General features: G+C 60.4%; 17 protein-coding genes. 7 read left to right on the top strand and 10 right to left on the bottom strand.

Annotation, left to right across the window (positions count from 1 at the left end):
* Window positions 1-124: 124 nt before the first annotated feature.
* The 3 genes from ACI2KB_RS03990 (at window position 125) to ACI2KB_RS03980 (ending at window position 3,023) form a co-directional block, all read left to right on the top strand.
* Complete coding sequence (locus tag ACI2KB_RS03990; RefSeq protein ID WP_404631568.1) at window positions 125-832, top strand: HAD-IA family hydrolase; 708 nt, start codon at window positions 125-127, stop codon at window positions 830-832.
* Between the two features lie 182 nt (window positions 833-1,014).
* Window positions 1,015-2,298 carry an NAD(P)/FAD-dependent oxidoreductase gene (locus ACI2KB_RS03985; RefSeq protein WP_404631566.1) on the top strand — a complete coding sequence of 428 codons (1,284 nt, stop codon included), beginning with the start codon at window positions 1,015-1,017 and terminating at the stop codon, window positions 2,296-2,298.
* Window positions 2,295-3,023 carry a cupin domain-containing protein gene (locus ACI2KB_RS03980; RefSeq protein WP_404631564.1) on the top strand — a complete coding sequence of 243 codons (729 nt, stop codon included), beginning with the start codon at window positions 2,295-2,297 and terminating at the stop codon, window positions 3,021-3,023. The genes ACI2KB_RS03985 and ACI2KB_RS03980 overlap by 4 nt, the downstream gene beginning before the upstream one ends.
* 126 nt (window positions 3,024-3,149) lie before the next feature.
* Here the strand turns inward: ACI2KB_RS03980 and ACI2KB_RS03975 are convergent, their stop codons facing one another.
* The 8 genes from ACI2KB_RS03975 to ACI2KB_RS03940 all read right to left on the bottom strand — a co-directional run bounded on the left by ACI2KB_RS03975 (window position 3,150) and on the right by ACI2KB_RS03940 (window position 11,892).
* On the bottom strand, window positions 3,150-3,641 hold the full coding sequence (locus ACI2KB_RS03975; protein WP_404631562.1) for an Lrp/AsnC family transcriptional regulator: 492 nt from the start codon (window positions 3,639-3,641) through the stop codon (window positions 3,150-3,152).
* A gap of 47 nt (window positions 3,642-3,688) precedes the next feature.
* Window positions 3,689-4,375, bottom strand: a complete 687-nt coding sequence (locus tag ACI2KB_RS03970; RefSeq protein ID WP_404631560.1) for a hypothetical protein — start codon at window positions 4,373-4,375, stop codon at window positions 3,689-3,691.
* Between the two features lie 97 nt (window positions 4,376-4,472).
* A complete protein-coding gene (gene gabT / locus ACI2KB_RS03965; RefSeq protein WP_404631558.1) occupies window positions 4,473-5,762 on the bottom strand; it encodes a 4-aminobutyrate--2-oxoglutarate transaminase in 1,290 nt (429 codons plus the stop codon).
* 383 nt (window positions 5,763-6,145) lie between these two features.
* Window positions 6,146-7,234 carry an ABC transporter ATP-binding protein gene (locus ACI2KB_RS03960; protein ID WP_404631556.1) on the bottom strand — a complete coding sequence of 363 codons (1,089 nt, stop codon included), beginning with the start codon at window positions 7,232-7,234 and terminating at the stop codon, window positions 6,146-6,148.
* Between the two features lie 138 nt (window positions 7,235-7,372).
* Window positions 7,373-8,833 (bottom strand): NAD-dependent succinate-semialdehyde dehydrogenase, encoded by a 1,461-nt coding sequence (locus tag ACI2KB_RS03955; protein ID WP_404631554.1) that lies wholly within the window; start codon window positions 8,831-8,833, stop codon window positions 7,373-7,375.
* 270 nt (window positions 8,834-9,103) lie between these two features.
* The gene (locus tag ACI2KB_RS03950; protein ID WP_404631552.1) at window positions 9,104-9,901 is read right to left on the bottom strand and encodes an ABC transporter permease; all 798 of its coding nucleotides are present in this window, start codon (window positions 9,899-9,901) and stop codon (window positions 9,104-9,106) included.
* Entirely contained in the window at window positions 9,902-10,828 is a 927-nt protein-coding gene (locus ACI2KB_RS03945) for an ABC transporter permease (RefSeq protein WP_404631550.1), read from the bottom strand. It lies immediately after the preceding gene.
* Between the two features lie 11 nt (window positions 10,829-10,839).
* On the bottom strand, window positions 10,840-11,892 hold the full coding sequence (locus ACI2KB_RS03940; protein WP_404631548.1) for an ABC transporter substrate-binding protein: 1,053 nt from the start codon (window positions 11,890-11,892) through the stop codon (window positions 10,840-10,842).
* A gap of 380 nt (window positions 11,893-12,272) precedes the next feature.
* Here ACI2KB_RS03940 and ACI2KB_RS03935 point away from each other — a divergent pair, with 380 nt between their 5' ends.
* The 4 genes from ACI2KB_RS03935 to ACI2KB_RS03920 all read left to right on the top strand — a co-directional run bounded on the left by ACI2KB_RS03935 (window position 12,273) and on the right by ACI2KB_RS03920 (window position 14,993).
* Window positions 12,273-13,061 (top strand): FKBP-type peptidyl-prolyl cis-trans isomerase, encoded by a 789-nt coding sequence (locus tag ACI2KB_RS03935; protein ID WP_404631546.1) that lies wholly within the window; start codon window positions 12,273-12,275, stop codon window positions 13,059-13,061.
* A 426-nt stretch (window positions 13,062-13,487) separates the two neighbouring features.
* A complete protein-coding gene (locus ACI2KB_RS03930; protein ID WP_404631544.1) occupies window positions 13,488-13,937 on the top strand; it encodes a YkvA family protein in 450 nt (149 codons plus the stop codon).
* 340 nt (window positions 13,938-14,277) lie between these two features.
* Window positions 14,278-14,622 carry a helix-turn-helix domain-containing protein gene (locus tag ACI2KB_RS03925; RefSeq protein ID WP_404631542.1) on the top strand — a complete coding sequence of 115 codons (345 nt, stop codon included), beginning with the start codon at window positions 14,278-14,280 and terminating at the stop codon, window positions 14,620-14,622.
* Complete coding sequence (locus ACI2KB_RS03920) at window positions 14,619-14,993, top strand: hypothetical protein (protein ID WP_404631540.1); 375 nt, start codon at window positions 14,619-14,621, stop codon at window positions 14,991-14,993. The genes ACI2KB_RS03925 and ACI2KB_RS03920 overlap by 4 nt, the downstream gene beginning before the upstream one ends.
* Before the next feature lie 157 nt (window positions 14,994-15,150).
* Here the strand turns inward: ACI2KB_RS03920 and ACI2KB_RS03915 are convergent, their stop codons facing one another.
* Together ACI2KB_RS03915 and ACI2KB_RS03910 are read right to left on the bottom strand one after the other, a co-directional pair.
* Window positions 15,151-16,923, bottom strand: a complete 1,773-nt coding sequence (locus ACI2KB_RS03915) for a bifunctional diguanylate cyclase/phosphodiesterase (protein WP_404631538.1) — start codon at window positions 16,921-16,923, stop codon at window positions 15,151-15,153.
* A 271-nt stretch (window positions 16,924-17,194) separates the two neighbouring features.
* Entirely contained in the window at window positions 17,195-19,276 is a 2,082-nt protein-coding gene (locus ACI2KB_RS03910) for a carboxy terminal-processing peptidase (RefSeq protein WP_404631536.1), read from the bottom strand.
* Window positions 19,277-19,405 lie beyond the last annotated feature (129 nt).

Genomic DNA, 19,405 nt, shown 5'->3' with positions numbered 1-19,405 from the left:
CGAGTAGAAAAACAGTAGGTTATGCCTCCACGACAGGGCAAAACAGAATATTGCGCGAGAAGGCGGGCAGATAATGGGCCTGTCCAGTCAGTTTTACCCCTATGACTTTCTTGCGGAGCGCCCTATGTCTTTCAAGCAGTTCAAAGCCCTGACGTTCGATGTCGTCGGCACCCTGATCGATTTCGAAGCCGGTATCCTGGCCCACGTGCGCGAAGTGTCGGGCGAAGCGGGCAAGGCCCACAGCGATGACGACATCCTCAAGGCCTATCGCGAAGCCCGCGCTCAGACTGATTCGGGCTGGTGGCCCGATGACCTGGAGCGCTGCTATCACGTGATCGCCAGCAAGCTCGGTCTGCCGGACAACGATGACTACGCCAAAGGTCTGGCCCAGTCGGTGAAGAATTTCCCGGCGTTCCCGGATTCGGTCGAAGCCCTCAAGCGCCTGCGCAAGCACTTCAAGCTGGTGGCCACCACCAACTCGCAGATCTGGGCCTTGAACCACATGGCCGAAACCCTTGATCAGCCGTTCGATGTGCGTGTGACCGTTGACGATGTGCGTTTCGAAAAGCCTGATCCGCAGTTCTTCGCTTACACCCGTGGTGTGCTGGCGTCGACTCAGGGCATCGTGTTCGAAGAGATCCTGCACGTCGCCCAGAGCCAGTACCACGACATCGGCGTGGCGATGCGTCTGGGCTACCAGACCTGCTGGATCGAACGCCGCTTCGCACAGAAGGGCACGGGCGGCACGCTGGAGTCCGAGCGCACCGAGCCGCATTACCACTTCACCTCGCTGGCGCAACTGGCCGATGCGGTGGAAAAAGAGCTGGGTTGATCGTTGCCAATCCGTAATGTCGGCTCACCGCTGTTCTTGTGGGAGCCGGCTTGCTGGCGAAAGCGGAGTGTCGATCAAAGAAGGGTTGCCTGACCTGACGCTTTCGCCAGCAAGCCGGCTCCTACAAAAGAAAGTGTCCGGCAACCCACATGTGAGTTCCAATCCGAAGCCCAGAGGCTGGCATGACTGTTCAGAGTTTATGGGCGGCCACCGCCCAACCCGCACCCGCGCTGCAATCGCTCGAAGGCGAACGGCAGTGCGACGTGGTGATCATCGGCGCCGGTTACACCGGCCTCTCGGCTGCCCGACACATTGCGGACAGTGGCCGCGAGCCGCTGATCGTCGAGGCCAACACCCTGGCCTGGGGCGCCAGCGGGCGTAACGGCGGGGTCGTCTCGCCTAAATTTCGTGTTGGCTTTTCTGCGCTCATGGCGCGCTTTGGTCGTGATACCGCTTTGCAGATGTACCGCACCGGTTATGCCGCCGTGGACAGTCTGGTGGAAACCGTCGAAACCCTCGGTCTGACCGACGCCAACCTGCGCATGGGCGGGCACATCGCGGCAGCGCACAATGCCCACGCGTTGGGCGGTCTGGAAAGCACGGCGAACTGGATCAAGCGGGAAACCGGCGGCACGTCGTCGGTGATGATCTCTGCCGATCAGGTCCGCGAATTCACCGGTTCGAAGATCTTTGCAGGCGGCCTGCTGACCCCCAAGGCGGGGGGCATTCACCCCATGAACTATGCCCGAGGCATCGCGCGGCACCTTACTGAGCGCGGGGTGAAACTCTTCATCAACAGCGCTGCCGAGCGCGTGGTACGCGAGGGTGACAGGGTGGTTGTGCAGACGCCTCAGGGGCGAGTCAGCGCCAAACAGGTGATCTACGCCACCAATGGCTATTCCGACCAGACCCGCGCCACCGACACGCTGCATCGCCGGTTGATTCCGTTTCGCAGCGCGATCATCGCCACCGAGCCATTACCCCCTGACGTACTCGCCGCGCTGATGCCGGGCGGGCAGGTCTGTGGTGACACCAAACGTATGCTGCGCTGGTTCCGGGTAGTCGGCGACCGCCTGATTTTCGGGGGGCGTGGCGCGTTTGGCAAAAACGATTCGCAAAGTGCGTTCGACGACCTGAAACGCAGCATGGACGTGGTGTTTCCGATCTTGCGCGACTACGGGATTGCCTATCGCTGGTCCGGTCTGGTCGCCATGACCCTGGACTACTTGCCCCACGCCGGGCAGCTCGATGACCGCAGTTTCTATGCCATTGGCTACAACGGTGGCGGGGTGGCCATGTCGACGTGGATGGGCAAGCAGTTGTCCGCCATGACCGCGGGCAAAAGGGTCGAACTGGGCCTGTTGGCAGGCGAGGGTTTCAACCCCATTCCGTTGCATGCCTTCCGCGCGCCAGGCGTTCGTCTGGCGGCGGGCTGGCAGCAATTTCTGGATGTCATTGGCCGATGAGCGAGTTCAAGCACATGCCGCCGATTCTGCATTACTCCCAATCCTTGACCGACCGTGATTTGCCCTGTGCGGCCTACGCATTGCAGGGCGATCCACTGGCGGCGGGACGGGTGATTCATTTCCATGAACCGCAACAGGGCTTCGTCACGGGCAGCAGCGAAAGTGTGGGCGCGAACCTGTTGATCGAGGTGTTTCCGTGGGTCGAACTGGGCATCGTCGAGCGTGGCGAATTGCGTTTGCAGGGCGATGGCTTTGATCTGCAATTGAGCGCGGGCGATTGTTTCGTCGTGCCCCGAGGCGTCAGCGTGCGCTGGCATCATCGTGGGCAACTGCGGCGCCTGTTCATGGCGTTTCCGGGGCTGGAGGCCTGCGTCGACATGCCGCGCCTGCCGATCAAGCTGGACCTGACGCAAACCCTGGCGCCGTGCAATCCACCGGCGGCAAATGTACTGCTGACCCCGACACCCAAGGCCTGGAGCGAAACGTTGTTCAGCGCGGCCAATCTGCGGATCGGTTTGTGGCAATGCGAGGCCTATGCGCGCAAGCAGGTCGAGCCGAGCTACAGCGAGCTGATGTTCATCCTGGAAGGCGCTGTGACACTCACGGCCGAGAACGGGGATCGCTACGTCGTAAGGGCAAAAGAGACGGTCGTCGTGCCCAAAGGCGCGACCAATGCGTGGTCCAGCGAAGAGACCGTGCGTAAGGTGTTTTGCATCCTCTCTTGAAGATGTACACCTGGTGGGAGCCGGCTTGCTGGCGAAAGCGTCAGGTCAGACAAATCAGCTTGAATGACCCACCGCTTTCGCCAGCAAGCCGGCTCCCACAGAGACCGAGTTCGTTTCAATATCCGCTCAAACCGCGCGAACCAGGCTGCGCAGCGGCACCGTGCTCTTGACCACTGGCGACTTGATCACGATGTAGCTGAAGTACTTCTCGATCCCGATGTTCTTGTCCAGGATCGATTCCATCAGTTCCTGATAATGCGCGATGCTGCTGCACAGAAACCGCACCAGATAGTCATACCCGCCGCTGATCAAGTGACACTCCAGCACTTCATCGATGTTGCGAATGCTCGACTCGAACTTCACGAAGTCGGCACGCTTGTGGTCGGAGAGTGTCATCTCGGTGAAGACTGTTACCGAATTGGCAAATTTGGCCAGGTTCACATGGGCTTCGTAGCCGCTGATGTAACCCGCCGCTTCAAGGCGTTTGACCCGCTGCAGACACGGACTGGGCGACAGGCCCACGGCCTCGGCGAGGCTGACGTTGGTCATGCGCCCGTCTTTTTGCAGTTGGACCAGGATGTTGATGTCGATTCGGTCGAGCTTGGTTGCAGCGTCCATTGATCAATCCTCGCACTTTCAATTCGGGTCGAATCCGGGCACCTTCCTCAGGCCAGCAATGCCTTTTGATGGGCATGGGCAAGGTCGGCGAGGCTGGCGTATTCACAGCGCTTGCCGTCCATTGCCTGAGGCGAATGGTTCCACGGCAGGTCCAGGCCGCGGCGCAGTGTGCAGACCGGAAAGTCCACCCGGTCAGTCCACGGGTCGTCGCTTTCGGTACTGCGCACCGGTAACAGCTCTGATCGCTCCAGGCCCAGGCGCTGCAACGCGCGTTCGAGGCTGGCGTGCCAATCGTCCGCGCCGGGTTCGATGATCGCATCGAATTCAACCGGCAAACGGCGGCCCAGTGCCTGCACATCGATGCCCTGGGGTGGGGCGATCAGTATCAATCGGTAGAACTTGCTCAGGTACTGCAAGGCACCCGGCGCGTCCTCAAAAATCGGCCACTGGGCCGAAGAGCTACCAAACGCCACACTCTCATCCCAGCCGGGAATGATTTGCAATTGTTGCGCCACACGCTGGTAAAGCTGGCCGTGAAACGCCGTTGCAGTGACCGGTGCCCGCGAGGCCGCCAGCTCCTGCGCCACATGGCGGTAGGTGCTGAGCAATTGCGCGTCGCTGGTCACGGCATCGCTTTGCACTGCCAAGGGACGCAGGCCTTCGAGAATGCCCCGTTCGCGGTCAACCAGGGTCGCGTATGACAGGCCCAACGCCTTGTACTGGGTGACTTTCATGCTTGTGCTCCTGAACGACGAGTGACGGTTTCTTCCTGATTCATCCCCGAACCCGACACTGCCGAAGCAGGCCGGGTCCGACGATTTTTGCAGCCGATCAGCAGGCAGCGGCGAGTGCCTTGTCGAGCATCTGCAAGGCTTCTGCCACCTGCTCTGAAGTGGCCACCAGTGGCGCGAGGAAGCGCACCACGTTGCGGTGCACGCCGCACTTGATCACCAACAGACCGGCATTGCGGGCTTCGTCGATGACCTTTTGCGCCAGCGCCGCATCGGGGCTTTGGCGAGCGTCATCAGCGACCATTTCGATGGCCTGCATGAAGCCCAGACCGCGGACGTCACCGATGCGCGGGTAGCGTTTTTGCAAGGCGAGCAAGCCTTCGTTGAGCTGCGCGGCGAGTGTCTCACCCTGACTCAGCAGATCCTGCTCTTCGAACAGGTCCAACACGGCCAGCGCCGCAGCACAAGCCACTGCGTTACCGCCATAGGTGCCGCCCAGACCGCCCGGCGTTGGCGCGTCCATGATCTCGGCGCGACCGACCACGCCCGACAGCGGCATGCCACCGGCCAGGCTCTTGGCCACGGTGATCAGGTCCGGCTGAATGTCGGCGTGCTGGAAACCGAACATCTTGCCGGTGCGGCCGAAACCGGCCTGAATTTCATCGAGAATCAGCACGATGCCGTGTTGCGTGCAGCGCGCGCGCAGGGCTTGCAGGAATTCTTTCGGCGCGGCGAGGAAACCGCCGTCACCTTGCACCGGCTCGATGATGATCGCGGCCACGCGGTCGGGTGCGACATCAGTGGCGAACAGTTCGTCCAGCTCGGCCAGGGCATCCTCGCTGCTGATGCCGCGATAGGCGTTCGGGTAAACGGCGTGATAGACCTCAGCCGGGAAGGGGCCGAAGTTCTGTTTGTACGGCTGGCTCATGCCGGTCAGGGTCACGCCCAGCAGGGTACGGCCGTGGAAGCCGCCACGGAAGGAAATCACTGCCGTGCGGTTGGTGTAACCACGGGCGATTTTGATCGCGTTTTCCACCGATTCAGCGCCGGAAGTAAAGAGCACGCTTTTGTAGTGCGCGTCGCCGCCGATCATCGCGTTCAGGCGAGCAGCCACCTGAATGTAATTTTCGTACGCCACGACTTGAAAGCTGGCATGGGAGATTTCACCGACCTGACGGCGCACCGCCTCGACCACTTTGGGGTGGTTGTGGCCGACGTTGAGCACGCCGATGCCACCGACGAAATCCAGGTAACGCTTGCCGTCCACATCCCACAGCTCAGCCCCTTCAGCGCGCGCAGCGACCACCGGGTGAGCGGTGGCGATTCCACGGGGTACATGCTGCTCGCGCAGGGCCAGCAGGCGTTGGTTTTCAGTCAGTGCAGAATTCATCTCGATCTCCGTAATGCCGGGGTGGCGGGTGATGGAATCAGGATAAGGATTGCCCGGAACCACAAGCGCTGAAGTTCGGGCGGGGAATGGGGGGATCGGTTGTTTTGCGGGGGCGTTTCGAAATATTTCGCTGCGGGGGATTTGTAGCGATGCAGCGACTGGAGGAGAACCCTTGTGGGAGATTCTATGTTGTCTGGTCAACTGCATTCGTCGGGACGCCGCCCGCACCAAGGCGGCTCCCATGATAACCGCGCCGGATCCAGGCCGTTTGTTCGCCGCCGAACCTGTGGGAGCCGGCTTGCTGGCGAAGGCGGTGTGTCATTCAAAGATGTTTTGTGACCGTACGCTTTCGCCAGCAAGCCGGTTCTCACGGGTGATGAGCGTTACACCCCAGCCCGAGGCACGACGATGGTGTCTTCCGGGTGCAAACGCATCATCATCGGCGAACCAATCGGTGGCAGATTGAGGTTGCCTTCGTGGTGGCTGGCCTGGCGCAGGCTGACGGTCGGGCCGCCTTCGAGGTCGACGAACACCTTGAGGCTTTCACCCTGGAACACAATGTCCGAAACCCGACCCCGCAGACGGTTCCACTCCGGTCCGGAGGCGGCGTTGTCCAGCAGCAATTTTTCCGATTGCAGGGCCAGGAACACATCCCCTGAAGTCGGCACTGGGCGAGTGGTGCGCAGGGTCGTGGCGCCCAGTGTCAGGCCGTTGTCGGCGCTCCGTTGCAGCGGCACCAGGGTGCTTTCGCCGATGAAGCTGGCCACGAAATCGTTGGATGGATGATCGTGCAAACGGCGCGGGGTATCGACCTGCACCAGTTGCCCGCCGCGCATGATCGCGATGCGGTCGCTCATGGTCAGGGCTTCGCGCTGATCGTGGGTCACGTAGATCATTGTCGCGCCGAGACGCTTGTGCAGGGCGCGCAGTTCAATTTGCATGATCTCGCGCAGTTGTTTGTCCAGCGCTGACAGCGGTTCGTCCATAAGAATCAACTTTGGTTCGAAGACAATGGCGCGGGCCAGTGCCACACGCTGACGCTGGCCGCCCGAAAGCGCCGCGATGTTGCGGTCCTCGTAACCGGCCAATTCCACGGTCGCCAGTGCGCTCTTGATCCGGTCACGACTCTTGGCTGCGCTCTCGCCGCGAGCACGCAGCGGGAAGGCCACGTTTTCGCCCACGGTCATGTGCGGGAACAACGCATAGTTCTGGAACACCACGCCGATTTCGCGCTTGTGCGGCGGCATCAGGGTGACGTCGCGCTCACCGAAGAAAATGCTGCCGGAGCTGACCCGGATGAAGCCGCCGAGAATGCTCAGCAGCGTGGTCTTGCCCGAGCCGGACGGGCCGAGCAATGACATGAATTCCCCGGCCTCGACCTTCAGATCGACGTTGTTCAACGCCTTGAGGCTGCCGTAGTGCTTGCACACTTTGTTGACGCTGACCGATTCAAAACCTTCAGTGAAATTCATGGAGCGTCCTCTATGCAGAAGGGGTGGGCCCAAAAGGTCTGCCTGTTATCTGAACACAGCGGCAGATCCGGTTCGTGCTGTTTTGCGCCGCCGGAAAAACACGATCTGCTGCCCGTCGGCGTTTACGCGCATGAGTGATCAGCCAAGGCCACCGATGTGCCAGGCCTTCACTTCGAGGAACTCGTCCAGACCGTACTTGGAGCCTTCGCGACCGGTGCCCGATTGCTTCATGCCGCCGAACGGCGCGACTTCCATGGAGATGATCCCGGTGTTGAGGCCGACCATGCCGAATTCCAGTCGCTCGCCCACGCGCCAGGCGCGGCGCATGTCCTGAGTGAAGTAGTAAGCGCCCAGGCCGTACGGCGTGGCGTTGGCCAATGCCAGGGCTTCGGCCTCGTCCTTGAAACGGAACAGCGGGGCGACCGGGCCGAAGGTTTCTTCAGTGGCCAACAGCATCTCGGCGTTCGCGTCGCGCAGCACCGTTGGTTGCACGTACAACCCTTCACCTTGCGGTGCGCCGCCGATGGCGATGCTCGCACCTTTTTCCAGCGCGTCGCTGATGTGGCGGGCGACTTTGTCCACCGCCGCCGCGTTGATCAGCGGGCCGATAGTCACGCCACTTTGCAGGCCGTCGCCGACTTTCAACTCCGCCACGGCGGCGCTCAGACGTTCGGCGAAACGGTCGTAAATGCCATCCTGCACCAGAATGCGGTTGGCGCAGACGCAGGTCTGTCCGGCGTTGCGGAATTTGCTTTGCATCACCCCGGCAATCGCCAGGTCCAGATCGGCGTCATCGAAGACAATGAACGGCGCGTTGCCGCCCAACTCCAGACTCAGGCGTTTGATGGTCGCGGCGCACTGGCTCATTAGCAACTGGCCAACGCGGGTGGAGCCGGTGAACGACAACTTGCGAACGGCGGGGTTAGCGGTCATCTCGCCACCGACGCCAGCAGGCAGGCCGGTGAGCACATTGAATACGCCTGCCGGGATGCCCGCGCGCTCGGCCAACACGGCGAGGGCGAGGGCGGACAGTGGGGTCATTTCCGAGGGTTTGACCAACACCGGACAGCCTGCGGCCAGGGCCGGTGCGCATTTGCGGGTGATCATCGCGTTGGGGAAGTTCCACGGGGTGATCGCGGCCACCACGCCAATCGGCTGTTTGAGCACCAGAATACGGCGGTCGCCGGTAGGTGCGGGGATGGTGTCGCCGTAGATACGACGGGCTTCTTCGGCGAACCATTTGACGAAGCTGGCGCCGTAGGCGATTTCGCCACGGGACTCGGCAAGCGGTTTGCCCTGTTCGGCGGTCATGATCAGGGCCAGGTCTTCCTGGTTGTCCATGATCAGCTTGAACCAGACTTCCAGATACTTCGCCCGCTCGGCGGCAGGCACTTCGCGCCAGGTCACGAAACGCGCTTCGGCGGCTTCGATGGCGCGGCGGGTTTCGGCGGCTTGCAGGGCAGGCACGCGGGCGATGATGCTGCCGTCGGCGGGGTTGGTGACGTCGAGGGTGGCGCCGTCATCGGAATCGATCCACTGGCCGTTGACGTAGGCGCGTTCGACGAGCAGGGAAGGGTCACGCAGTTGGCTTTTCAACATGATCAGGGGCCTTGGGTGCGAAGGATGGCTTTATTTTAAAAACGACCCGCCAGTGGCCGATGCCGAGATGGGCCGGAGAGCGGGTGATTGATGCTGAATTGCAAGGAATGACGGCAGGCTGTGCTGGGGGAGCGGAGCGACGAGGCTGTTGTGGGAGCCGGCTTGCTGGCGAAAGCGGTGTGTCAGTCACTTGGTGTTGAATGACCCACCGCATTCGCCAGCAAGCCGGCTCCCACAAAGATTGCGTCGTGCTCTCACAGGGTATTTCGGTCAACCTTGCTTATTGCGCCCGGCAATCACCACCAGAATCAACGAAGCCAGAATCAGAATCGAGCTGATCGCCGCAATCGTCGGGTCGATCTCGTCGCGCAACGCAGTGAACATGCGCTTGGTCAGCGTCTGGTTGTCGCCACCAGAGATGAACAACGCCACCACGGTCTCATCCAGCGAGGTGATGAAAGCGAACAGCGTCGCCGAGACCACGCTCGGTTTGATCTGCGGCAGGGTCACGGCCATGAATGCGCGGAAGCGGTTCATGCCCAGGCTGCGAGCGACCATCTCCTGCGACATGTCGAAGTTCCGCAGCCCGGCCAGCAGGGCAATGATCACGTACGGCAATGCCAACATGATGTGCGCCAGCACCAGGCCCGTCATGGTGCTGATCAGCCCCACCCGTGCGTAAACGAAGAACACCCCGGCGGCGATCAGAATGATCGGCACCATCATCGGCAGCAGCAACACGATTTGCAGCGTGCGCACCACCTTCAGGCTGGAGTTGTTGATCGCGTACGCTGCCGCCATGCCGATGGGCAGGCTGATCACCATGGTGAAAAACGCGGTGATCAGGCTGACCTTGGCCGCCGACATCCACTCCACGCTGGTGAAGAAAGCCTCGTACCAGTGAAGCGACCACTGCTTGGGCGGGAACTGCAGAAAGCGCGCTTCAGAGAACGACATCGGCACCACGATCAGCACCGGGATGATCAGGTACAGCAGGATCGCGATGACCACCACGGTGAACAGCAGGTGCGACAGTTTGAGATGACGCAGTTGAGCGAACGGATTCATTTAACGTGCTCCCAAAATGCGTTCGATGGGGATGAAGCGGTTGATGCCCCAGAAGATCAGGAACACCACGAACAGCAGCACCAGACCGACCGCACTGGCCGCGCCCCAGGCGTGATAAAGCTCGACGTTGCGTTGCACCAGCATCGACACCAGGATCGTGCGCCCGCCACCCAGCAGCTCAGGGGTGATGAAGAAGCCCAGGCAGATCACGAACACCAGAATGGAACCGGCCATGATCCCCGGCGCAGCCATCGGCAGGAACACTCGGCGGAAGGTGTAGAACGGCTTGGCGCCGAGGCTTTCCGAGGCTTGCATCAAGTCCTGCGGGATCTTTTTCATCACTGAATACAGCGGCAAGACCATGAATGGCAGCATCACATGCAGCGTGCCGATCACTGTGCCGGTGGTGTTGTGCATCAGGTTCAGCGGCTGGTCGATGATGCCAAGGTCCATCAGCGTCTGGTTGACCAGACCACGACGTTGCAGCAGCACCAGCCAGGCGTAGGAGCGCACCAGCACGCTGGTCCAGAACGGCAGGATGACGCAGATCAGCACCAGATTGGCCCAGAAGCCATGCAGGCGCGAGGCGGCGTAGGCAATCGGAAAGCCCATGACGATCGACAGGATCGTCACCAGAAAACTGATCTTGAAGGTCAGCGCGAAGGTGTCCCAGTAAATGGTTTCCTGAAAGATGCGCAGGTAGTTGGCCAGCGAGAAACCGTCTTCGGTCTGCACCGACTGAAACGCCAGCCAGCACAGTGGCATGATCAGCAGCACCACGACCATCACCAGCGCCGGAGCCAGCAGCAACAGCATCGAGGTGTGCTCCTTGCGTTCCTCGCGGGCTAAAGCTTGTTCGTTGGCCAGGGGCTGTGGATCGCGGTCGCTTGCGTCAGGCAGTGATTTGGCGAGATAAGCGTTGGACATAGAACCTCCCATTACTTTTTCTGAACGAAGGACAACCAGCGCTCTTCGGCTTTCACACCGGCATCCGATGCCCACCATTGCGCGGACAGCAGGGCCTGACGGGAAATGTTGTCAGGCGACGACGGCAGCTTCGCGGCACGGTCTGCCGGGATCGTGCCGGTCTTGAAGGCTTCGGGGTTGAGCGGGCCATAGTCGATGATCATCGGCAGCGCGGCTTGCAGCCTGGCGTCGATGGCTTCGTTGACGAATTTCATGGCGGCCGCCTTGTGCGGGGTGCCTTTGAGCACGCACAGCGAGTTGGTTTCCAGCACGCCCTGGTTGTAGTCGAACGCCACCGGCGCGCCTGCGGCTTGCACGGCGGTGATGCGACCGTTCCAGGCCTGAATCATGTCCACTTCACCGTCGCTGATGAGCTGTGCGGACTGACCGCCGGACGTCCACCAGGTGGCGATGTCGGGTTTGATCTGCTCCAGCTTCTTGAACGCGCGATCGACGTCCAGCGGGTAGAGTTTGTCGGCAGGCACGCCATCGGCGAGCAGAGCGATTTCCAGGGTTGGGCGCGGCAGGTTGCGCAGGGAGCGTTGGCCCGGAAACTTCTTGGTGTCCCAGAAATCGGCCCAGGTCTTGGGCGCCTTGTCGCCTTTGAAGGCGTCGGTGCGATAGGCCAGGACCGTGGAATAGCTGATGTAGCCGACGCTGTAGTCGTCCTTCAGCGCAGCGGGGATTTGCACGGCATTGGGCACCAGCGCCGGGTCGAGTTTTTCGAACAAACCTTCCTGCTGACCTCGCACGCAATCGCCGGTGGGCAGGTCGACCACGTCCCAGGTGACCTTGCCGCTCTCCACTTGAGTCTTGATGATCGGGTAGGCCTTGGGCGAGCTGTCCTGTTTGAGGGTCAGGCCCAGCTTCTTCGCAGCCGGTTCCAGAATCGCCTTGCTCTGGGCCTCCTGATAAGCCCCCCCTTGAGACACGAATGTGATGTCCTCGGCGAAGGCCTGGGTGGTGCTGCCAATCACAAGTGCCAGACTTGCCAGCTTCAAAGCGTTGCTACGGGGTGTGGTCATAAACAGGACTCCGAATGGTTGGCAGATGTCTGGAGGAGTGTCGGTCGCTCTGCGGGACCATGGAGACTTAATGTACCGGCATGTCCATAACGGAAGCGGTCATAAATGCGCCGCGCAAAAGTGCTTTATTGCGAAAAAGTGAAGGTCGACGGCATCTCCTGCGCTTGCTCGGATGGAATAAGGCTCACAGACGAGGCTGACATTTCTGACAGGTGTCTGAACCAAAACTGAACAGTTTTCTTGATACAAGAAGAAAACCTTTGGATACCTGAACTTATCTGCGTTTTCTCCCTCTCATGCCGGTAGCCATTGATCGCGGCGGCCTGATAAGCTCGCGGCTTTACTCGTTTGCCCTTTCGGCGCATGAACAAGGAAACAGGATGAAACAGCATCGGTTGGCAGCGGCGATTGCCCTGGTCGGTCTGGTACTTGCGGGCTGCGACAAGCAAGCCGCTACCGTTGAACTGAAAACCCCGGCACAAAAAGCTTCCTACGGCATTGGCCTGAACATGGGCAAGAGCCTGGCTCAGGAAGGTATGGACGATCTGGATTCCAAAGCGGTAGCGCTGGGTATCGAAGACGCCGTCGGCAAGAAAGAGCAGAAGCTCAAAGACGAAGAGCTGGTAGCTGCCTTCGGCGAACTGCAAAAACGCGCTGAAGAGCGCATGGCCAAGATGAGCGAAGAGTCGGCAGCCGCCGGCAAGAAATTCCTCGAAGAGAACGGCAAGCGCAAGGAAGTCACCACGACTGCTTCCGGCCTGCAATACGAAATCATCAAGAAAGCAGACGGTCCTGTACCGAAGCCGACGGATGTCGTGACCGTTCACTACGAAGGCAAACTGACTGACGGCAAGGTGTTCGACAGCTCCGTCGAGCGCGGCAGCCCGATCGATCTGCCAGTCAGCGGCGTGATTCCAGGCTGGGTCGAAGGCCTGCAACTGATGCACGTTGGCGAGAAGATCAAGCTCTACATCCCGGCTGATCTGGCCTACGGCGCGCAAAGCCCAAGCCCGATGATCCCGGCCAACTCGGTGCTGGTCTTCGATCTGGAACTGCTGGGCATCAAGGATCCGGCTGCTGCAGGTAACGACGCTGCTGCCGCAGGTGCTGACGAGGAAGAGGAGGCCGCTCCGGCCGCCGAACCTGCCAAGCCTGCTGCCAAGAAGTAATCGCCTCCCGATTGCCGCTTGAACGAAATGCCCCGTCTCGACGGGGCATTTTCATTTGTGTCGAAATAAGATCGAACCGGACAGGGCGCGGGCAGTCCCAATACCGTCACATGACTGAGTAAATGTCGGGAACTGTTGATCGCGACGACAGGTTTCAAAGTGAGGCTCGATAGCGTCAGCGACTGCACAAGTCAACGTTTTGTTGTGTTTATCGATGTGAGTAAAAAACACGCGATTTAAGCCAAGGCCCTGTAAAACGGGCGTTTCAGCGTGGAAAAACGACGCTGTTCACAAGGTTATCCACAATTTGTGTGGATAACCCTTTACGCGTGGTGAACGGCCATGTCCGAGTGAGGCGTTCCCGTTGAGGCGTTTGACCGATTGGTCGATTTTTATCGAGTCTATATCGACATTGCTGGAGTCATCATGAAAGCACCCTGGAATTTCATTCGTTTTCTGCCCGGCGCCAGGCGCCTGCTGGTAGCGGGGCGTTTGCCTGCGTTGTTGTTCGCCGTGGCGGGCAAAGCGGCCAGTGAGGGCAATCGCCTGGGCAAGCTCAAGGACGATCTGAAGCTGCTGCAGGCGCTGTGTCTGGCGTATTGGCGGGGTGAGTACAGGGCCATCAGTGGCAAGGCGATTCTGTCGGTGGTCGCGGGGCTGATGTACTTCCTGAGTCCGTTGGACGCGATTCCCGACTGGATTCCGGGGCTGGGCATGCTCGACGACATCGCCGTGCTGGCCTGGGTCATGAAGAACCTCGACGCAGAGCTGAGCGCGTTCCGTGCCTGGCGTGAGCGGCAGACGCCGGAGAAGCTGGCAGTGGTAGAACGCCTGCCTGCGACGCAGCAGTTGCTGGAGCAGGAGAAGAAGGATTGATTGGGGCCTAGTGCACAACTTCAAATGGCTTGCGGAATACCTGTGGGAGCGAATTTATTCGCGAGACGTGGGGGCAACCGACGCAGCGCTGTCGCCCGAACGATTTTTCGCGAATGAATTCGCTCCCACAGGGCCGCGATTGCTGCGCGACAGCGCGGCGTCTGAACGACTGGCGATCTCGCAAAGGTCAGAGTCGTGCGCATCTCAATCTTCACAAAACGTCGCTCCTGAGAAAACTCTGTCGATAGTTCGCACGCCTTCTGCTGTCATCCGCTGTTAAGATGCCGCAATACAAAGAAAAAGCTTACAAGCAAGGGCTTCTCGTCCTACAGGGGGTGGTATGGATCTTCAGGTTATTTCTCGCGATGGAGAACCAGAATACGCGGTGCTGCCATGGGCGCAGTATCAGGCCCTGTTACAGGCCGCCGGGGTGTCCCGCCCGCAAACCGCTGCCAACGCCGCTCAGGCCGCCCATCAGGCGCCTGCTGAGGATCTTCCTGCACTCGATCAACTCGGCGCGCTGCGTCAGGCCAAGGGGCTTGAGCTGAATCAACTGGCGCGCTCGGTCGGCATCAGCCCTTCGTATCTGGAGTTGATCGAAAACGGCACCCGTCAACCCGATCTGGCGATCCGACGAAGTCTGGCGTGGGAGTTGGGTGTGCCGGGCTGGCGAGGTGAGTCATGAGCGTGCGGATCAGCCGTCAGCACTGGGAAGCGCTTCTGGCTGAACTGGATCTGGCGCGTCGGCAACGTCACCTGGTCACGTACCGTGCGTTGCTGGAGCGTATTCAATTGCCCGCTCCGGCGATGCAAACCCTGGCTGCCGCCCTTGAGCACCTGGCGGCTATCGATGCCCGCGCCGAGCAGCCCTTGCGCAGTTCGCTGGTCATCAGTCAGGGCGCCAGCCGCCTGCCGCGTACTGGCTTTTTCGAATGCGCCGAACGGCTGGGACGTTTTACGGGGCCTTCCGATGGTGTCGCTGCGGCGTCATGGCACGCGGCGGAAGTGGTGCGGGTGTTTGAATTCGAGTACTCGGAAGAGGCGAAGCCGGAGTAGCTTCACCTCTGCGAAAGGACGCAAGAATGTCGCCATTCATGTGGGAGCCGGCTTGCTGGCGAAAGCGTTGGGTCAGTCAGGGATAAGCCGGCTGACAGAATGCATTCGCCAGCAAGCCGACTCCCACAAGGTTGGCGTCAGTTTCGCCTCTCCAGTGTCAGGGCCTCAGCTTGCCGCTTGTTTCTACCGTATCGATCACATGCACACTCGCCCCCATCACATCCTTGGCGTAATGCTTGGCCTGTGACGCCAGTTCCGCCAACTGGCCGGCGTCCAGCGCGGCGCAGGCCTCGGGACGCAGGTGCACCACGCCCACTGACAACGACAACAGCGGAAACTCCTGACGCTGCCCCTGACGATTGAGCGCCACGAAACAGCCCGCTTCCAGATGCTCGGCGCGGTAGAAGCGGCGGCACTGGTTCTGGAAGTCTTCCAGCAGCAGGTTCAAACGTTTGCGCCAGTCTTCCGAGCCCAGCACCATCAGAAAATCATCGCCCCCGATATGGCCGACGAAGTCGCGGCTAGGGTCGATGCGATCGTTCAGGCAGTGCGCCAGGCACAGCAGCACTTCGTCGCCACGGCCGTATCCGTAGATGTCATTGAACGGTTTGAAGCTGTCGATATCGACGTAGCAGATCATCGATTCCTGCCCTTGTTGCAGCATGCGCGTGAGGCATTGCTGGATCGGCACGTTGCCCGGCAACAGGGTCAGCGGGTTGGCATAACGGGCCTGTTGAATCTTCAGTTCGGTGATCAGTTTAAGCACGTCAATCACTCGCCCCAGGCCCAGGTAGACACCGTTGCGCATGATGATGAAGTCTTCTTCGATCCTCTGCCGGGCGCGGCTGGTGATCAAACGGCTGACCTGTTGCAGCGACTGGCCCAGCTCTACGGCCAGAAAATCATCGCTCATCAAGCGGCTGATCGGCTTGCGGGCATAGATTTCGGTAGCGAACGGCTGCAACAGCACATCCGACAACGAATGCCGGTGCACGATGCCGATGGGGTGCCGCTGTTCATCCAGCACGGCCAGTGAGTTCAGGTTGGCCTGCCGACGAAAGGCTTCCAGTACCGTCGCGGTCGGAGTGGTCTGCACCACGGCTGGCTGGTTGTCGAGCAGGGCGCTGAGATCGCTGCCTTCCTCGTTGAATACAGCCGCGCCGGGGTCGATCTTTGGCAGCAGTGCGCGTGCCTCGCGGGGCGGGTGTTCTTGCGGACGGCACAGCAGATAGCCCTGAACCAGATCGACGCCCATGTCGATCAGTACCGCCAGTTCTTCCTGCAATTCGATGCCTTCGGCGATCACCAGCGCACGGGAGGCCTTGGCCATTTGCAGCATGGAGCCGACGAACTCGCGCTTGACCGCGTCCTGATGAATGCCGTCGATGAAGTGCCGGTCGATCTTCACGTAATCCGGGCGCAGTTCCGACCACAGGCGCAGGCTCGAATACCCCGCACCCAAGTCATCCAGCGCAATGGAGAAACCCATGTCGCGGTAGTGGTGCAGCGCGTTGTAGAGCAACCCGAAGTCGTCAGTGGGGGTCTGCTCGGTCAGCTCGATCACGACGCGATTCGGCGCGATGCCGTAGCGTTGCAGCAGTTGCAATGTACGCCCTGGCGGGTGCGAGGCTTCCAGCAGGGATTCGGGGGAGATGTTGAGGAACAGCTTGCCGTCGAGTTGTTGCTCGCTGAACCGCCGACACGCTGATTCGCGACAGGCCAGTTCCAGCTCGCTCAACCGACCGGCCTGACGCGCCACGGCGAACAGGCTGATGGGGGAGTGCAGGGCGCTGTTGGACGGGCCACGGGTCAGGGCTTCGTAGCCGAGAATACGGCGATCCGACAGCGACACGATGGGCTGGAACAGGCTGTGCAAGTCGCGGTGAGTCAGGATTGCACTCAAAGCGCTCAGCTGTTCGGTCACGGTCATGGCAATCTCAAGGCAAGAAAAAGGGCCCGACGCTTTCGCGCCGAGCCCGTATTTCACGACAGATTCATGACTGTTTGATGACGCTTTGCCATCATCCCGTCATGTTTCACGAGCAACATGTGAACCTTGTAGCAGGATCACCACTGTCCGTTGATCGTTCCCACGCTCCGCGTGGGAATGCGCCCTGTGACGCTCCGCGTCACGCCGGGGGACGCAGAGCGTCCCGGGATGCGTTCCCACGCAGAGCGTGGGCACGATCATTTCTGTCGACTCACTTCTTTGCCACAGACCCGCTCAGACTCAGGTAGTCGAGCAGAATCCGGCCAGTCTCGGCCAGGTACGCGTCGTCTTCCGGTTTGGTCTTGTCGTCGTCCACCGGCAATGCGTCTTCGTCTTCTTTCTTCAGTTCCTTGAGCGGTTCTTCGCCCTTGGCCTTGCGACGGGTGTTTTCCATCACCAGTTGCTTGCCTTCGACGTCGGCGTGCTCGGCACGGCGCTCGGCTTCGTTGAGGCTGACGGTCTTCTCACTCATCAGTTTCTTGGCCAGCGCCAGTTTCTGCTCGACGAACACGAATTCAGCGTCTTTGGCCGAACGCACGTCATGACGCGCCTGCAACTGAGCCAGGAACGGCTTGAACGGATCGGCTGCCGGTTTGATCGCCGGTTTGATGGTGTCGTAGGTCATCGCTTCCGGCAGTGCGCTTTCGCCGATTTCCTTGGTGTCGATGATCGACGGGTAGGCGATGTCCGGCAGTACGCCCTGATGCTGGGTGCTCTGACCGGACACCCGGTAGAACTTGGCCAGGGTCAGTTTCAGTTCGCCATGGTTCAGCGGCTGAATGGTCTGCACGGTGCCTTTACCGAAGGTCTGGCCACCGATAATCAGCGCGCGGTGATAATCCTGCATCGCACCGGCGAAAATCTCCGACGCCGACGCAGACAGGCGGTTGACCAGCAACGCCATCGGGCCTTTGTAGAACGCGCCGCTGTTTTCATCTTCCAGCACGTCAACCTTACCGTCGGCATTACGCACCAGCACGGTTGGGCCTTTGTCGATGAACAGGCTGGTCAGCTCAGTGGCCTCTTGCAGCGAACCGCCGCCGTTGTTGCGCAAGTCGATGACCACGCCGTCAACTTTCTCGGACTGCAATTCAGTCAGCAGCTTCTTCACGTCGCGAGTGGTGCTCTTGTACTCCGGATCGCCCGCGCGGTAGGCCTTGAAGTCCAGGTAGAACGCGGGAATCTCGATCACACCCAGCTTGTAATCCTTGCCGTCCTGATTCAGGTGCAGGATCGATTTCTTCGCCGCTTGTTCCTCAAGCTTCACCGCTTCACGAGTGATCGAAACGATCTTGGTGGTCTGATCGTTCGGCGCGTTGCTCGCCGGGATGATTTCCAGACGCACCACCGAGCCTTTCGGACCACGGATGAGCTTGACCACTTCGTCCAGACGCCAGCCGATCACGTCGACCATCTCTTTGTCGCCCTGGGCGACGCCGATGATCTTGTCGGCGGTTGCCACCTGCTTGGTCTTGGCTGCAGGGCCGGCTGGCACCAAGCGCACGATTTTGACGTTATCGTTGTCGCTTTGCAGAACGGCACCGATGCCTTCCAGCGACAGGCTCATGTTGATGTCGAAGTTTTCCGCACTGTCAGGCGACAGGTAGTTGGTGTGCGGATCGTAGGACATCGCGAAGGTGTTCAGGTACGCCTGGAAGATGTCTTCGCTGCGGGTCTGGCCCAGGCGCGCCAATTGGTTCTTGTAGCGCTTGGTCAGGGTTTCCTGAATCTTCGCCGGGTCTTTGCCCGCGATCTTCAGGCGCAGGACTTCGTCCTTGACGCGCTTGCGCCACAGGTCGTCGAGCTCGGCCTCGTTCTTCGGCCATGGCGCGTCCTTGCGGTCGACCAGCAAGGTCTCGTTGGTGTTCAGGTCGATCTTGTCGACGCCTTTGCTCAACTGCGCCAAGGCAAAATCCAGACGCGACTTGATGCGGTCCAGATAGCGCTTGTAGATAGTGAATCCCGGGTTCAGATCGCCGCTTTTCAGGAAGTCGTCGAACTGGAAACGCCACTTGTCGAACTCGGCGATGTCGCTGGCCAGGAAGTAGCTGCGCGCCGGATCGAGGAGCTTGAGATAGCTCTGGTAGATGATTTCCGAACGCTTGTCGTCCAGCGGCGGCTTGCTGTAGTGGTGGCGCTTCAGCAGCTCCACGACATTCAGACTGGCGATGACTTCATCGCGATCAGGTTGAAGGTTGTCCCAGCTATTGGCTGCGAACGAACTGGCGGACATTGGCAAGGCTGCCAGGCCGATGAGTAATGCAAGGGTGGTGCTGGGCAACAAATGCTTCATGCTGATTCGACGCGTGGACAATGGATAACGCATAGTAGGCCGTCTTTGAGGTCGCCGGTTCCTGTCGTACTGCAAAAAAGTTCGACGGGAACCCGGTCGAATAATGCAAAAAGCCCGAACGCCGCGAGG

It is taken from the genome of Pseudomonas sp. NPDC088444 (assembly GCF_044900175.1).
Classification (GTDB): domain Bacteria; phylum Pseudomonadota; class Gammaproteobacteria; order Pseudomonadales; family Pseudomonadaceae; genus Aquipseudomonas.
Note: the sequence above shows the minus strand (reverse complement) of the source record. Positions and strands in the feature narration are given on the sequence as shown.

Coding starts and splice junctions, on each gene's coding strand:
- ACI2KB_RS03990 (WP_404631568.1), top strand. CDS start 125: ATGTCTTTCAAGCAGTTCAAAGCCCTGACGTTCGATGTCGTCGGCACC.
- ACI2KB_RS03985 (WP_404631566.1), top strand. CDS start 1,015: ATGACTGTTCAGAGTTTATGGGCGGCCACCGCCCAACCCGCACCCGCG.
- ACI2KB_RS03980 (WP_404631564.1), top strand. CDS start 2,295: ATGAGCGAGTTCAAGCACATGCCGCCGATTCTGCATTACTCCCAATCC.
- ACI2KB_RS03975 (WP_404631562.1), bottom strand. CDS start 3,641: ATGGACGCTGCAACCAAGCTCGACCGAATCGACATCAACATCCTGGTC.
- ACI2KB_RS03970 (WP_404631560.1), bottom strand. CDS start 4,375: ATGAAAGTCACCCAGTACAAGGCGTTGGGCCTGTCATACGCGACCCTG.
- gabT (WP_404631558.1), bottom strand. CDS start 5,762: ATGAATTCTGCACTGACTGAAAACCAACGCCTGCTGGCCCTGCGCGAG.
- ACI2KB_RS03960 (WP_404631556.1), bottom strand. CDS start 7,234: ATGAATTTCACTGAAGGTTTTGAATCGGTCAGCGTCAACAAAGTGTGC.
- ACI2KB_RS03955 (WP_404631554.1), bottom strand. CDS start 8,833: ATGTTGAAAAGCCAACTGCGTGACCCTTCCCTGCTCGTCGAACGCGCC.
- ACI2KB_RS03950 (WP_404631552.1), bottom strand. CDS start 9,901: ATGAATCCGTTCGCTCAACTGCGTCATCTCAAACTGTCGCACCTGCTG.
- ACI2KB_RS03945 (WP_404631550.1), bottom strand. CDS start 10,828: ATGTCCAACGCTTATCTCGCCAAATCACTGCCTGACGCAAGCGACCGC.
- ACI2KB_RS03940 (WP_404631548.1), bottom strand. CDS start 11,892: ATGACCACACCCCGTAGCAACGCTTTGAAGCTGGCAAGTCTGGCACTT.
- ACI2KB_RS03935 (WP_404631546.1), top strand. CDS start 12,273: ATGAAACAGCATCGGTTGGCAGCGGCGATTGCCCTGGTCGGTCTGGTA.
- ACI2KB_RS03930 (WP_404631544.1), top strand. CDS start 13,488: ATGAAAGCACCCTGGAATTTCATTCGTTTTCTGCCCGGCGCCAGGCGC.
- ACI2KB_RS03925 (WP_404631542.1), top strand. CDS start 14,278: ATGGATCTTCAGGTTATTTCTCGCGATGGAGAACCAGAATACGCGGTG.
- ACI2KB_RS03920 (WP_404631540.1), top strand. CDS start 14,619: ATGAGCGTGCGGATCAGCCGTCAGCACTGGGAAGCGCTTCTGGCTGAA.
- ACI2KB_RS03915 (WP_404631538.1), bottom strand. CDS start 16,923: ATGACCGTGACCGAACAGCTGAGCGCTTTGAGTGCAATCCTGACTCAC.
- ACI2KB_RS03910 (WP_404631536.1), bottom strand. CDS start 19,276: ATGAAGCATTTGTTGCCCAGCACCACCCTTGCATTACTCATCGGCCTG.